13 protein-coding genes are annotated in these 13,746 nt (G+C 71.9%); 6 read left to right on the top strand and 7 right to left on the bottom strand.

All coding sequences use genetic code 11. From position 1 onward, the window contains the following. The first annotated feature begins 112 nt into the window (after positions 1–112). Entirely contained in the window at positions 113–1,405 is a 1,293-nt protein-coding gene (locus ACFVQ0_RS32025; RefSeq protein WP_390092694.1) for an exo-beta-N-acetylmuramidase NamZ domain-containing protein, read from the top strand. Between the two features lie 111 nt (positions 1,406–1,516). On the opposite strand, the gene ACFVQ0_RS32020 is transcribed toward ACFVQ0_RS32025, so the two are convergent. Then, positions 1,517–4,357: a penicillin acylase family protein gene (locus ACFVQ0_RS32020; RefSeq protein WP_390092693.1), complete on the bottom strand. Its 2,841-nt coding sequence runs from the start codon at positions 4,355–4,357 to the stop codon at positions 1,517–1,519. A 232-nt stretch (positions 4,358–4,589) separates the two neighbouring features. Between ACFVQ0_RS32020 and ACFVQ0_RS32015 the strand changes: the two genes are divergently transcribed. After that, the gene (locus tag ACFVQ0_RS32015) at positions 4,590–5,201 is read left to right on the top strand and encodes a hypothetical protein (protein WP_390092692.1); all 612 of its coding nucleotides are present in this window, start codon (positions 4,590–4,592) and stop codon (positions 5,199–5,201) included. Between the two features lie 92 nt (positions 5,202–5,293). Here ACFVQ0_RS32015 and soxR read toward each other — a convergent pair whose 3' ends face one another. Next, positions 5,294–5,776 carry a redox-sensitive transcriptional activator SoxR gene (gene soxR / locus ACFVQ0_RS32010; protein ID WP_390092691.1) on the bottom strand — a complete coding sequence of 161 codons (483 nt, stop codon included), beginning with the start codon at positions 5,774–5,776 and terminating at the stop codon, positions 5,294–5,296. Between the two features lie 132 nt (positions 5,777–5,908). On the opposite strand from soxR, the gene ACFVQ0_RS32005 reads away from it, so the two are divergent. Further along, on the top strand, positions 5,909–6,370 hold the full coding sequence (locus ACFVQ0_RS32005; RefSeq protein WP_390092690.1) for a MaoC family dehydratase: 462 nt from the start codon (positions 5,909–5,911) through the stop codon (positions 6,368–6,370). Between the two features lie 22 nt (positions 6,371–6,392). Here the strand turns inward: ACFVQ0_RS32005 and ACFVQ0_RS32000 are convergent, their stop codons facing one another. From ACFVQ0_RS32000 to ACFVQ0_RS31990, 3 genes are all read right to left on the bottom strand, one after another. After that, positions 6,393–7,016 (bottom strand): TetR/AcrR family transcriptional regulator, encoded by a 624-nt coding sequence (locus tag ACFVQ0_RS32000; protein WP_327336151.1) that lies wholly within the window; start codon positions 7,014–7,016, stop codon positions 6,393–6,395. Between the two features lie 84 nt (positions 7,017–7,100). Further along, on the bottom strand, positions 7,101–7,391 hold the full coding sequence (locus ACFVQ0_RS31995; protein ID WP_199884559.1) for a YiaA/YiaB family inner membrane protein: 291 nt from the start codon (positions 7,389–7,391) through the stop codon (positions 7,101–7,103). A 99-nt stretch (positions 7,392–7,490) separates the two neighbouring features. Then, on the bottom strand, positions 7,491–8,642 hold the full coding sequence (locus ACFVQ0_RS31990) for an acyl-CoA dehydrogenase family protein (protein ID WP_390092689.1): 1,152 nt from the start codon (positions 8,640–8,642) through the stop codon (positions 7,491–7,493). A gap of 64 nt (positions 8,643–8,706) precedes the next feature. Here ACFVQ0_RS31990 and ACFVQ0_RS31985 point away from each other — a divergent pair, with 64 nt between their 5' ends. The 3 genes from ACFVQ0_RS31985 to ACFVQ0_RS31975 are packed head-to-tail and all read left to right on the top strand — an operon-like array spanning position 8,707 to position 11,094. Continuing rightward, positions 8,707–9,381 carry a TetR/AcrR family transcriptional regulator gene (locus ACFVQ0_RS31985; protein WP_390092688.1) on the top strand — a complete coding sequence of 225 codons (675 nt, stop codon included), beginning with the start codon at positions 8,707–8,709 and terminating at the stop codon, positions 9,379–9,381. A 15-nt stretch (positions 9,382–9,396) separates the two neighbouring features. After that, positions 9,397–10,107 (top strand): ArsR/SmtB family transcription factor, encoded by a 711-nt coding sequence (locus tag ACFVQ0_RS31980; RefSeq protein ID WP_390092687.1) that lies wholly within the window; start codon positions 9,397–9,399, stop codon positions 10,105–10,107. A 33-nt stretch (positions 10,108–10,140) separates the two neighbouring features. Further along, entirely contained in the window at positions 10,141–11,094 is a 954-nt protein-coding gene (locus ACFVQ0_RS31975) for a DMT family transporter (protein WP_390092686.1), read from the top strand. A 7-nt stretch (positions 11,095–11,101) separates the two neighbouring features. Here ACFVQ0_RS31975 and ACFVQ0_RS31970 read toward each other — a convergent pair whose 3' ends face one another. Together ACFVQ0_RS31970 and ACFVQ0_RS31965 are read right to left on the bottom strand one after the other, a co-directional pair. After that, complete coding sequence (locus ACFVQ0_RS31970; RefSeq protein ID WP_390092685.1) at positions 11,102–12,181, bottom strand: Zn-dependent alcohol dehydrogenase; 1,080 nt, start codon at positions 12,179–12,181, stop codon at positions 11,102–11,104. A gap of 59 nt (positions 12,182–12,240) precedes the next feature. Continuing rightward, positions 12,241–13,635, bottom strand: coding sequence for an aldehyde dehydrogenase family protein (locus ACFVQ0_RS31965; protein ID WP_390092684.1), 1,395 nt, complete (start codon positions 13,633–13,635; stop codon positions 12,241–12,243). Positions 13,636–13,746 lie beyond the last annotated feature (111 nt).

The following is a 13,746-nucleotide window of genomic DNA, read 5'->3' as shown; positions in this document are numbered from 1 at the left end:
CCTCTCGTGCGTCACGCCTGCCACATCGGTCACGTCCGCCTCGTTCCCTGCGGCCCGGGTGCGCGCTAGCGTGCGTGACCATGACAGACGTCGCGATCATGGAGGTAGCGGAATGAGCCTGACCAGGCGTGGTTTGCTGGCCGCGGGCGGTGCCGTGGGGGCCCTCGCGGCGACGGCCGCTCCCGCGGCCGCCGGTACGTCGCACGGCAAGGGCCACGGCAAGGGCCACGGGCACGGCCACGGAGGCGGGCAGGGGCGGCTCCTCACCGGCTTCGACCGGCTCTCCGCGGACGGTTACGCGCTCCTCAAGGGGCAGCGGGTCGGCATCGTCACCAACCCGACCGGGGTCACCTCCGACGTACGCCACATCGTGGATGTGATGCACCCGGACGAACGGGTCAACCTCGTCGCGGTCTTCGGACCGGAGCACGGCTTCCGGGGCACCGCGCAGGCGGGCGGCTCGGAGGGGCGCTACGACGACCCGGCGACCGGGCTGCCGGTCTACGACACGTACCTGAAGAGCGGGCAGCCCCTCGCCGACGTGTTCACGCAGTCCGGCGTCGACACGGTCGTCTTCGACATCCAGGACGCGGGCGCCCGCTTCTACACGTACATCTGGACGCTGTACGACTGCATGGAGGCGGCGGCCCTCGCCAGCAAGAAGTTCGTCGTCCTGGACCGGCCGAACCCGGTGTCCGGGCGGGCGGCCCTCGGACCGGTGCTCGATCCGGCCTTCGGCACCTTCGTGGGCCGCCGGGAGATCGCCCAGGCGCACGGCATGACGGTCACCGAACTCGCCCTGCTGTTCAACGGGGAGTTCCTCTCGGACCGTCCGGCCGACTTGGAGATTGTGAAGATGTCGGGGTGGTCGCGCTCGGACTTCTTCGACGCGAGCGGTCTGCCGTGGGTGCCGCCGAGCCCCAACATGCCCACGCCGGACACGGCGCTCGTCTACTCGGGCACCTGTCTGTTCGAGGGCACGAACCTCTCGGAGGGGCGCGGCACGACGCGCCCGTTCGAACTGCTGGGCGCGGAGGGGATCGACCACACGTGGGCGGCCGCCGCCAACGCGCTCGACCTGCCCGGAGTGGCCTTCCGCGAGGCGTACTTCGCCCCGACGTTCTCCAAGTTCGAGGGGAAGACGGTGGGCGGTGTCCAGCTGCACGTCCAGGACCGCGAGGTCTTCGACCCGGTGCGCACCGGGATCGCGCTGCTGGTGACGGCGAAGCAGACGTGGAGCGGGTTCGCCTGGCGCGAGGACAACTGGATCGACAAGCTCACCGGCAACACCCGGGTCCGCACGATGATCGACGCGGGGGCGGACACGGATGAGGTGGTGGGGGCGTGGGCGAAGGATCTCGCCGCGTTCCGGGCGGTGCGGAAGCGGTACTTGCAGTACCGGTGACCGGTGACTGGTGACCGGTCCGCCGGGCGGGCCGTTGTGCGCGGGCCCGCCCGGCGAGCCGGTTCTGTCCTCAATCGCCGGACGGGCTTGATGTGCCCGGCGGGTTCGGCCTCAGCGGTGTGCCGGGAACTCCACCACCTGCTGGTACGTCGGGCGGTTCTGCCAGTGGATCGCCTTCTGGCCGATCCCGCCCAGTGCGCGGTGGATGATCGAGTCGGTGCACCACTGCTCACCGGCCTTGCAGTTGTCGTCGGCCGGGTAGACCTCGGCCGCCGGGACCGCCGCCGCCTGCTTCAGCGAGGACAGCAGCGCCGCGCGGCAGCTGCTCAGATCGCCGTTGCCGCAGTAGGTCCTGGCCAGCGGCCCCTTGACCGGCTGCCCGAGCACCTGGCGCAGGTCCTTGTCGGCGAAGCCCCACCAGCCGTACTGGAAGGCCGAACCGCTGTGCGCGCCGCTCGGTCCGTGGCTGGCGGCCGGGGACTCGTCGGTGGCGAGGTTGGCGGTCAGCGCCCCGTACAGGTCGTCACCGAGCCCCGGCTTGAACTCCGCGTCGATCAGCTTCGGCCACCAGGCGTCCATGATCCGTACCGCGTCGGCGTAGGTGTACGCGTGCGAACCGGGGCTGCTCTCCTTGCGCTGGGCGCCCGCCGCCCGCCAGGAATCCAGCTGCTGGACCACCGCGTTGAGATCCGGGTCGGTGACCGGCTGGGAGCGGATCACCTTCAGCAGTTCGGGCAGCAGCTGCTCGCCGCGCAGGTCGGTGAGGGCGGCGTCCGCCATCGCCCGGGTGAGGGAGGCGCGGGTCACGCCGCCCTCCTCGACCAGCTTCGACACCCGCTCGTCGAGCAGATCGGCCCGGTGCACCGCGCTGAGCCCGAAGCCCGCGGAGGCGTACCCCTCGGCCTGCTTGTTGTTCCAGGACACGTAGTAGTCCTGGCCGCTGGAGTGCGGGTGCTCGGCGAACGGGGTGTAGTCGGCGGTGTTGGCCGCCCGGTCGTACCCCTGCCACTCGTACGCCTTCTCGGCCTTGATCGGCAGGGCCGGGTCGACGCCGGGGGCGCGCACCGGGTTCATGCCGCTGTTGTAGAAGGCGGCGGTGCGCGAGTCGGCGTAGAACCAGTTGAAGGCGTAGTCGATGTTGCTCGCCGCCTGCTGGAAGGTGGCGGCGTCCTTCACGTACGAAGGGTCGTTGAGCATCTGGAAGCCGATGATCGAGTCGGCCTCGTGCCGGTAGGTGGTGCGCAGCGAGGTGTACGCGACCGGCTTGCCGTCCACCGTGGCGCGGTGGGTGACCACTCCGTAGCCGGTGCGCCACACCTGCATCCGGTAGGAGCCCTTCGCGGTGGAGTCCGCGACGGTGGGGCTCCAGGAGTTGGTGCGCTCCAGCTTCTCCATGGCGGTGCAGTCGCCCCGGTAGAGGTAGTGCGTGGAGTTCTTGGTGGGCGCGGAGCCGTCGGGCTCGCAGAGTTCGACGGTGTAGGTGTCGGTGATGTCCTGGCCCGCGGAGGTGGCGCTCCAGGCGTAGTCCTGGCCTCGGCCCATCTGGATGTACATGCCGACGCCGGCGAAGGAGACGCCGCGGGCGCTGATGCCGGGGCCCTGGATCTCCTGGAGCATCATCAGCTGCGGGGCGAAGTAGCCGGTCTGCGGGCCGAACACGGCGATCGGGTTCCCGCTCGCGGTGCTCTTTCCGGAAACCAGCAGGGCGTTGGACATGCCGCGCTTCTGGGCGCCGGTGCCGGAGCCGGGGAGCGAGCCTTCCGGGATGACCCCGTCGTCGTAGATGCCCTGCGCCTTCTTCAGTTCGGCCGGTGCCTTGACCGGCGCCTTCGCGTTGGTGCCCGCGGAGCCGGTGCGGTCGTGGATCAGGGGTTCGGCGGTGACGGAGCCGGGGTCGGGGAGCGCCGTACCGACGGCCTTGCCGGGCTTGTTCGCGTACGGGAACGAGGTGCCGTCGTGGACGGTGAGGACCGCCTCGGGGTCGTTGCGCTGCCGGAACGACTCCCAGACCTTGGTGCCCTCGGCCACTCCGTACTTCTGCTGGGCGGAGAGCAGCGAGAGCGCCGCCTGGACCTCGCCGCCACCGCCGCCGCCGAACTGGCCGCCGACCACGGAGGCGATCGAGATCAGGTCGGTCAGCTCGAACGGCTGGATCTCACCGACGTTGGTGATGGCGTCGATCTTGCCGGTGAGGACGTACTCGCCGGGGAAGTAGCGGCCCTTCTTCGACTTCTCGCGGTAGGAGTTGATGCCGTCCACATAGGCCTGGGCATCGGCCATGGCCTGCTCGCCGCGGGCGCCCTCGTGGGTCCGTATGTACTCGACCTGGGCCTTGAGATCGTCCTCCGTGTACGGGGCCTGCGGCCAGAACTGCTGCTCCAGGCCCTGGTTGGCCAGCGCGCCGCCGGCGAACGAGGTCAGCTGCCCGCGTCCGATGTGGCGGAAGAGGTCCATCAGCCAGAGCCGGTCCTGCCCGGCCGCGAACCCGGCGCCGAACTCGGTGCCGTAGCGGGTGGTGCCCTTGATGTGCGGGACGCCGGACACCTTGTCGCGGGTGATGGTGACGTCGTTCCGGGGCGAGGTGACGGATTCGACCTGGTTCTTGGGGACGCCGAAGGAGGCGTCGTTGAAGAAGTCGGTGAGCTTCTGGTCGGTCAGGCCGGTGTGCCCGGCCACCAGCCCGTCGTAGCGGTCGAGCTGGTCGTCGCTGTGCGCGGGATGGGTGCCGAACGCCTTGTTGCCCAGGATGTCGACGAGGGTGGCGTTGCCGTTCTCGCCGGGCGGCAGGATGTCGTCGCACTGTCCCTGGCAGTAGTCGGGTACGGGATCGGGCTCGGCGGCGCCCGCGTGGGGCGCGGTGGCCAGCAGAGAGGCACCGAGTGCGAGTACGGCCGCGATCGTGGCGGCCCGGAACTTGCCGGTGCGGGCGGTGGTGCCGGTGCGTGGGGGCATGCGTGCTCCTCGGAAAGGCCGATGCGCCGGACGTTACCGGCGGTATGACCCGCCGGTAAGGTGAGCATCAGTCACCTTTTCCGAATCACCACATGCGGTCACATGACGACCGGTCATCTCATCAGCTGGACGACCGCACTCATGGATGGAGCCGATCCGGGCAGTCGTACGTCCATTGGGTTGACGCCGAATTTTCGGGCGACGGAGTACGAACGACGGAGGTGGCAGCGCAATGGCCGGTTTCCGGAGTCTTGCGAGACAGGTCCGCGATCCGCGGAGCGATCTGGCACTGCGGCGGTACTCGCTGCGCAAGTGCCTGGAGCGCTTCGCCCCTTACGGACACCGGGCGACCTGGGATCATCTGTGCGCCCGGCATGGAATAGAGCCGGAGGACCGGGCCCCCGATCCGGCCCGGCTGACGCGCGCGCTGGAGGAGCTGGAGACGGCCCGCGCGGTCTGGCTGCACTACGAGGCGGGGTTCGCCGAGCGCCGCCGGCGGGAGAAGCACGACGGACTGCGCCGGCCCGGCGCGTTCGACGACTGGCACCGGCGCACCTGGGGCGGGAACGGCGTCGCGCGGTGCGACGACCCGGCCGTCCATCCGGCGGCGCCGCTCGCGGAGGTACTGGCGCGGCTGATTTCCGCCCTGGAGTCGGAGCCGGGCAACGGCTGCCCGGTCTGCGAGCGGGGCCGGATCGCCTGGCGGCAGGACCTGGACAGCGAGCCGTGGTCCGGTCCGGTCTGCACCGGCTGCGGAATCGTGGTGCCGCAGCCCGTACTCACCAGCGCGGCGCTGGCGAAGGCCCGGCAGACCCGGCTGTGCGGCCTGGCATCGGTGGCATGAGCGCCTGAGTGCCCGAGGAACGGAGCGGCCCGCCCGGCGTCCGGAGGACGCGCGACTGCCGGACGGGCAACACATCCGTACGATCCGCCGCCTCAGCGCCCTCCCCCTGAACCCTTCGCGGGCTTGCCCGGCATCAGGCGCGAGCCGCTCATCCGCTCACCGGAGATGTCGTCCGGGTTGGAGAGCACGCAGTTCTCCAGCGACAGGCAGCCGCAGCCGATGCAGTCGGTGAGGTGGTCGCGCAACCGCCCCAGCTGCACGATCCGCTCGTCGAGCTCGGAGCGCCACGCCTCGGACAGCCGCGCCCAGTCCTCGCGGTCGGGGGTGCGCTCCTCCGGGAGTTCGGCCAGCGCGTCCCTGATGGTGGCGAGCGGGATGCCGACGCGCTGCGCCGCGCGGATGAAGGCGACCCGGCGCAGCGCGTCCCGGTCGTAGCGGCGCTGGTTCCCGCTGGTGCGGCGGCTGCTGATCAGGCCCTTGGCCTCGTAGAAGTGCAGGGCCGAAACGGCGGCGCCGCTGCGCGCGGAGAGCTGGCCGACCGTGAGTTCATGGAGTGTCTGTGGGATCTGGGGCACCCCTCGAACCCTACGTGGCCTCGTCCCGGCCGGTCCGTCGTTGACAGGAACGCACCCGCGAACCATGCTGAGCAAGCGCTTAGACAGGTGCGAGCGCGGATGGCCGAGAGCGGGAAGGCAGGGACCAGGGACATGGCAGAGCCGAGGATCTTCACGTCCGCGCAGGAGCTGCGCGACGGGGTGGGCGAGCAGCTCGGGCACAGCGACTGGCTGGAGGTCGAGCAGCAGCGGATCGATCTCTTCGCGGACGCCACCGGCGACCACCAGTGGATCCACGTGGACCCGGAGCGGGCGAAGGCCGGACCGTTCGGCACGACGATCGCGCACGGCTACCTCACGCTCTCGCTGCTGCCGGCCCTCGTGCCGCAGGTGATGCGGGTCGAGGGCATGAAGATGGGCATCAACTACGGCACCAACAAGGTCCGTTTCCCCTCCACGGTGCCCGTCGGATCGCGGCTCCGGGCGACGGCCGTCCTGAAGAGCGTCGAGGAGGCGGGCGGCGGCGTGCAGGTCACCGCGGTCGTCACGGTGGAGCGCGAGGGCGGCGACAAGCCGGCCTGCGTGGCCGAGTCGGTGTCGCGGTACTACTTCTGAGCACCGCCCCCGGGCGGCCGGGTCACCGCCCGGCCGCGACCATGCGCAGCACGAGGCCGGCGTACAGGTCGCCGACCTCGTCCGGCGTCCGGCTGCCCTGGGCGTTGAACCACCGCGCCACGTCGATGCAGAGCGAGAGCACGGCGAGCGTGGTGCCCGGCACGTCGGGGACGTCGAACTCCCCCGCCGCCACGCCCTCCCCGATGATCCGGCGCACCACCGCATCGCTCCGGCGGCGCAGCTCGATGATCTCGGCGCGGTGCTCCGCGCCGAGGGCGTCGAGCTCGTACTGGACGACGCGTGCGGTGGTGTGCCGTTCGGCGTGCCACTGGACGAAGGAGCGGACCGCGGCGGCCAGCCGCTCGGCGGCCGTGCCCTCACCGTCGGCCGCCGCCTCCAGAACGGCCAGGGCGCGGTCGTGGCCGATCCGGCTGATCCGGTGGAGCAGCTCTTCCTTCGTCTTGTAGTGGATGTAGAGCGCGGCGGGGCTCATTCCGGCGCGGCCCGCGATGTCCCGGGTGGTCGTCGCGTGGTACCCGCGCTCGGCGAAGGCGTCCACGGCGGCGACCAGAAGCCGCCTGGCGGCCTCGGGCGTCACTTCGGCCCACGGCGCGCTCTCGCCGTCGGTCTCCTCCGCCGTGCTCATCGTCATGGCCCCTCTCGGTCAGCAGGACGAACACCATACCCCGATCCTGAGCAAGCGCTTAGGGTCGTTCGTCGGATGAGATCGTCAGAGCTTCTGGAAGGGGTCGTGCTCGGCCAGGATCTTCTCCAGCCTGGCCTGGTCGACCCGGCTGACCAGCTGCCCCGCCTCCTGCCGGTCCCTGATGACCTTGGCCAGGGTGAAGCAGGACGTGACGAGATACAGGACGCCGATGGCGAGGAAACCGCGCACCCAGGCGTCCGCGTCGAGGAAGTAGATGCCGAGCGCGACCGCGCCCATCGCCACCCCGAAGGACGCGACGGCCTGACCGTAGAAGGCGGCGGTGCTCTGCTGCTTGACCGATGTCGTCTCACTCATGCCGCCCAGCATCCCGGCGGCATGACGTACGCCACATCCGTCCGGGTACTCACTCCGGTACTCAGACGCCCGTTCGAGCCGCTTACCCCCGGGACCGTCTCAGAACGCGGAGACCCCCGTCAGGGCCCGGCCGATGATCAGCTTCTGGATCTGGCTGGTGCCCTCGTAGAGCGTCATCACCCGGGCGTCGCGCAGCAGTTTGCCGACCGGGTACTCGTCGATGTAGCCGTATCCGCCGAACACCTGGAGGGCGTTGTTGGCGGCACGGACGGCGGCCTCCGAGGCGAAGAGCTTGGCCTTGGACGCGGCGGTGGCGAACTCCTCGCCCCGGTCGATCAGGTCGGCCACCCGCCAGGTGAGCAGCCGGGCGGCGTCGACGTCCACGGCGATATCGCTGATGAGCTCTTGGACGAGCTGGTAGCCCGCGATGGGCTTGCCGAACTGCTCGCGTTCACCGGCGTACCCGACGGCCGCGTCCAGGGCGGCCCGGGCGATGCCGACGCAGCCGGCCGCCACCGACATCCTCCCCTTGGCCAGGGCGGACATGGCGATCGAGAAGCCCTTGCCCTCGGGTCCGATGAGCGCGGTGGCGGGGACCCGGACGTCCTCCAGCACCAGCTCGGCGGTGGCCTGGCCGCGCAGTCCGAGCTTGCCGTGGATGGTGCGGCGGGTGAGGCCTGGGGTGTCGGCGGGGACCAGGAAGGCGGATATGCCCTTGTGGCCGGGGGTGTCGTTGGTGCGGGCGAAGAGCAGCACCACATCGGCCCAGGTGCCGTTGGTGATGAACATCTTGGAGCCGTTGACGACGTAGTCTCCTCCGTCCCGCACGGCCCTGGTCGTCAGGTTCCCGGCGTCGGAGCCGGTGCCCGGCTCCGTGAGGCCGAAGCAGCCCACCGCGTCGCCCGAGGTCAGCCTCGGCAGCCACTGCCGCTTCTGCTCCTCGTCGCCCCACGCGGCGATGGTCTTGGCGACCAGTCCGAGGGAGACGGAGACGATGCCGCGGACCGAGGAGTCGCCCCGGCCGAGCTCCTCCGTCACCAGGCAGTACGCGAGATGGTCGCCGCCCGAGCCGCCGTACTCCTCGGGGACGGTCAGCCCCAGGAAGCCGAGGGAGCCCAGCTTCTTCACGATCGACTTGTCGACGTTCTCGGCACGGTCCCACTCGACGACGTGCGGCGCGATGTCACGGGCGACGAAGTCCTCGGCCAGCCGCCGGACAGCCTCCTGCTCCTCGCTGAGCTCCAGGTTCATCAGTCGGCCCTCCACCTTAATTAGCACTGCTAGTTTTAGCTGCGCAGGGCCTACTATGTGCCGCATGGCCCGCCCGCGCAAGCCCCTCCTCAGCAGAGACCGCATCGTCGCGACGGCGGGTGCCCTGGTGGACGCCGAGGGGCTCGACGCCGTCTCGACCCGCCGGCTGGCGGCCGAGCTCGGGGTCAGCGGCCCGTCGCTCTACAACCACTTCCGCAACAAGGACGAGATCCTGGACGCGGTCGCCGACGCCGTCTCCGCGCAGGTCGACCTGTCGATGTTCGACGAGTCCGACAGCCGCGACTGGCGGGCCGCCCTGCACGACTGGGCGGTCTCCTATCGTGCGGCGCTCACCGAGCACCCGCACATCGTGCCGGTGCTCGCCCAGGGCCCCGGCCGCCGCCCGGCCGGCCTCCGGGTGGCCGACGCGGTGTTCGGCGCCATGGTCCGCGCGGGCTGGCCGCCCGCCCAGGCCACGTACATCGGCGCGCTGATGCGCTACTTCATCACCGGCTCCGCGCTCGGCTCCTTCGCCCGTGGCTTCGTGGACGACGAGACCGCGTACGACCCCGCCGACTATCCCCACCTCGGCCAGGCCCATCTGCTGGCCGAGCGCCGCCAGCAGGTCGACGAGGGGGCCTTCGAGACCGGGCTGCGCGCACTGATCGACGGACTCGCCCTCCAGTACGCGCCGCCCACGGCCGCCGGAACCGTTCGGCCGGTACCGAAGCGTCCCTGACGCATCCTGGAACACATGGCATACCCCGACCCCGCCGCGCCCCGGCTCGCCGCCCTGGCCGCCCTCCTCGCGGACGAGACCCGCGCCGCCTTCTGCCTGGCCCTGCTCGACGGCCGGGCCTGGACCGCGGGCGAGCTGGCCCGGCACGCCTCCGTCGCCCCGTCGACCGCCAGCGAGCACCTGGGCAAGCTCGTCGCGGGCGGGCTGCTGGCCGAGGAGCGGCAGGGCCGGCACCGCTATCTGCGGCTCGCCGGTGAACAGGTCGCGCACCTGATCGAGGAGCTCGCGGGCCGGGAGGCGCCCGGCCCCGCCGCCCGGCCGCGCACCCTGGGGGCGTCGGGCGCCGACAGCGCGCTGGCCAGGGGCCGCACCTGCTACGACCATCTCGCGGGCCGCATCGGGCTCGCGGTCACCGACGCCATGACCGCAGGCGGGCTGCTGCGGCAGGACACCGGCTTCGCACTCACCGACGCCGGGCTCGACTGGTTCGGCGCGCTGGGCATCTGCCTGGACACCCGGTCGCGGCGTCCGCTCGTCCGCGGCTGCCTGGACTGGACCGAGCGCAGGCCGCATCTGGCAGGGGTCGCGGGCGCCGCCCTGTGCCGCCATGTGCTGGAGTCCGGCTGGTGCGTACGGATCGGGTCGGGGCGCGCGGTGCGGGCCACCCCGGACGGGGAACGGGCCCTGGCCGCACGGCTGGGCATCGATCCGGCGACTATTCGGTAGGCGCCGAAGGATCGCGCCCTTACGGTCAGGGCCATGACGACTATCCCCTCCCCTGTCCCCTCCGCCGGACCCCGCTCCGACTGGCGCGCCCCCGCCGCCGCCTGCACCACCGTGGTGCTGTGGGCCTCCGCCTTCGTCTCCATCCGCAGCGCGGGCGAGGCCTACTCCCCCGGCGCGCTGGCCCTCGGACGGCTGCTCACCGGCTCACTGGCGCTGGGCGCGCTCCTGCTCGTACGGCGCGAGGGCCTGCCGCCCAGGGCGGCCTGGCCGGGGATCATCGCCTCCGGGCTGCTGTGGTTCGGCCTGTACATGGTGGTGCTCAACTGGGGTGAGCAGCAGGTGGACGCGGGAACGGCCGCCATGGTCGTGAACATCGGGCCGCTGCTGATCGCGCTGCTCGGTACACGGCTGCTCGGCGAGGGCCTGCCGCGCCGGCTGGCCGTGGGCATGGGCGTGTCCTTCGCGGGCGCCGTGGTCGTGGGGCTCTCCATGTCGGGGAAGGGGAGTTCGTCCGTCCTGGGCGTGCTGCTGTGCCTGCTGGCGGCGGTGACGTACGCGGCCGGGGTGGTCGGCCAGAAGCCCGCGCTGGGGCACGGCTCTGCGCTCCAGATCACCACGTTCGGCTGCCTGGTCGGCACGGTGGCGTGCCTGCCGTTCTCCGGTGCGCTGGTCTCGGACGCGGCGGACGCGCCGCTGTCCGCGACGCTGAACATGGTCTACCTCGGCCTCTTCCCGACCGCGCTGGCGTTCACCACCTGGGCCTACGCGCTGGCCAGGACCACCGCCGGGCGGATGGGCGCCACCACCTACGCGGTGCCCGCGCTCGTCGTGCTGATGGCCTGGCTGCTGCTGGACGAAGTGCCCGCGCCGCTCACCATCGGCGGCGGGCTGCTCTGCCTCGCCGGGGTGGCGGTGTCCCGGACGCGGCCGCGGGCCGGGCGGGCGCCGACGCGGCCCGCCCGGCCCGTCAGCACGAACCGGAGCTGAAGCCTGTTCAGAACACCACCAGGGCCCGGCCGCCCTTGCCGGCGATCATGTTGTCGAAGGCGGCCGGGATGCCGTCGAGCCCGATCCGCTCCGTGACCATCATGGAGAGGTCGAAACGGCCCGCCGCGATGTGACCGGCCAGCACCGGCAGATCGCGGGCCGGGTCGCTGTTCCCGTAGACGCAGCCGGTCAGGGAGCGGCCCCAGTGGAAGATCTCCAGGGCGTTGAAGGTGACCTCCTGGTCCTTGCCGCCGATGCCGACGACCGTGGTGCGGCCGCCCCTGCGGGTGGACTCCCAGGCGGTACGGATGGTGGCGGCCCGGCCGACGCACTCGATCGCGACGTCCGCGCCCTGGCCGCCGGTGAGGCCCCGGATCTCGCGGGGCGTGGTGGCGGAGGCGATGACGTAGTCGGTGGCGCCCGCCTTCCGGGCCAGCTCCTCCTTCTCCGGGGAGACGTCCACCGCGATGATCCGCGAGGCGCCCGCGATCCGGGCGGACTGGAGCACCGCGAGGCCGACGCCGCCGATGCCGAACACGACGACGGACTCCCCCGCGCGGACCCGCGCGCTGTGGTGGACCGCGCCGTACCCGGTGAGCACCGCGCAGCCGAGCAGCGCGGCGTCGGTGAGCGGGACGCCGTCCGGTGCGGGCAGCACGCAGTTCGCGGCGACGACGGTCTCCTGCGCGAAGGCGGCGACGTTCAGCCCGGGGTGCAGTCCGGTGCCGTCGGCGGTGCGGGCGTGGATGTTCGCCGCGCCGGCCAGGGCGTTGGCGCAGAGCCAGACCTCACCGATCCCGCAGTGGTGGCAGCTCCCGCAGGACGGGGCCCAGTTGAGCACCACGCCGTCGCCGGGTGCGACGTGGCCGACGCCCTCGCCCACGGAGACGACGGTGCCCGCTCCCTCGTGGCCGAGGACGGCGGGCACCGGCACCCGCATGGTGCCGTTGGACAGCGAGAGGTCGGAGTGGCAGACCCCGGCCGCGGCGAGCCGGACGCGCACCTGGCCGGGGCCTGGCTCCGGGAGTTCGATGCCGGTGATCTCCAGCGGGGCTCCGATGGCGGGCAGTACGGCGGCGCGGACCACGGACTGGCTCCTTGCTGTTGGGGGAAGCTGATTGCGGGCGGCGGGCTCGGTGGACCGGTTCAGAACTGGAGGGACTTGGTCTGGAGGTACTCGGCGAGGCCGTGGGAGCCCAGCTCACGGCCGACGCCGGACTGCTTGTAGCCGCCGAAGGGAGCGAGCGGGTTGAACCGGCCGCCGTTGATGTCGACCTGACCGGTGTCCATCCGGCGGGCGAAGGCGACGGCCTCCGCGTCGTCGGCGGCCCAGACGGCGCCGGCGAGCCCGTACACGGTGCCGTTGGCGATCCGCAGCGCGTCGTCCTCGTCCTCGTACTTCAGGATCGAGATGACCGGGCCGAAGATCTCCTCCTGGGCGATGGTCATCTCCGGGGTGACGTCGGCGAAGACGGTGGGGCTGACGTAGTAGCCCGTGGCGAGGGGCGCCTCGGGGCCGCCCGCGACGATCCGGGCGCCCTCCTCGATGCCCTTCTCGATGTATCCGCGGACCCGGGTCCGCTGCTTGGCGTTGACGAGGGGGCCGACCCGCTCGCCGGGCACGTACTTGGCGACGGCCGAGGCGGCGAGGGCGACTGCCTCCTCGTACCGGTCCGCGTCCACCAGCATCCGGGTCCAGGCGCTGCACGTCTGGCCGGAGTTGGACATCACGTTGGCGACGCCGACGTTGACCGCCTTGGCGAGGTCGGCGCCGGGCAGGATGACGTTGGCGGACTTCCCGCCCAGCTCCAGCGCCACGCGCTTGACCGCGCCGCCCGCCGTCGCGCCGATCCGCTTCCCGACGGCGGTGGAGCCGGTGAAGGAGACCAGGTCGACGTCCTGGTGCCCGGCGAGCGCCTGTCCGGCGACCGGGCCGAGGCCGGTGACCAGGTTGAAGACCCCGGCCGGCAGTCCGGCCTCCTCGGTGGCCTCCGCGAAGAGCTGAGCCGTGAGCGGGGTGTCCTCCGCGGGCTTGAGGACGACGGTGCAGCCGGCCGCGAGCGCGGGGGCGACCTTGGCGACGATCTGGTGCAGCGGGTAGTTCCACGGGGTGATCGCTCCGACCACACCGACCGGCTCCAGCAGCACGGTGGAGTTGCCGTGCCGCTCCTCGAAGGCGTACGTCGCGGCCAGTTCGGCGTACGAGCCGGCGACGAGCACCGGCACCCCCGCGTGCACGGCCTGCGACATCGGCAGCGGCGAACCGAGTTCCGCCGTGACCGTCGCGGCGATCTCGTCCCTGCGGGCCGCCAGGACGTCGCGCAGCGCGCCGATCCGCGCGGCGCGTTCGGCCGGCGGGGTCGCGGCCCAGCCGGGGAACGCGGCGCGCGCGGCCCGTACCGCCTCGTCGACATCGGCTGCCGTTCCGGCCGGTACCTGGGCGATGACCTGCTCGTCCGCCGGATTCACGACCGCGATCGTGTCCGTTCCGGCAGCCGGACGCCAGGCGCCGCCGATGTACATACCGTCGTGGGCCTTCATGGCTGTTCCTCCCGGGCACGGTGACGGACGGGGTCGTCCACGCCCCAAACTAGCGCCGTTAGTTTTCGGGCGCCAGAGACACCGGGCACGACATCCCTGCCCGTCCGGCCG

The sequence above is a fragment of the Streptomyces sp. NPDC057900 genome (genome assembly GCF_042887885.1).
Classification (GTDB): domain Bacteria; phylum Actinomycetota; class Actinomycetes; order Streptomycetales; family Streptomycetaceae; genus Streptomyces.
Note: the sequence above shows the minus strand (reverse complement) of the source record. Positions and strands in the feature narration are given on the sequence as shown.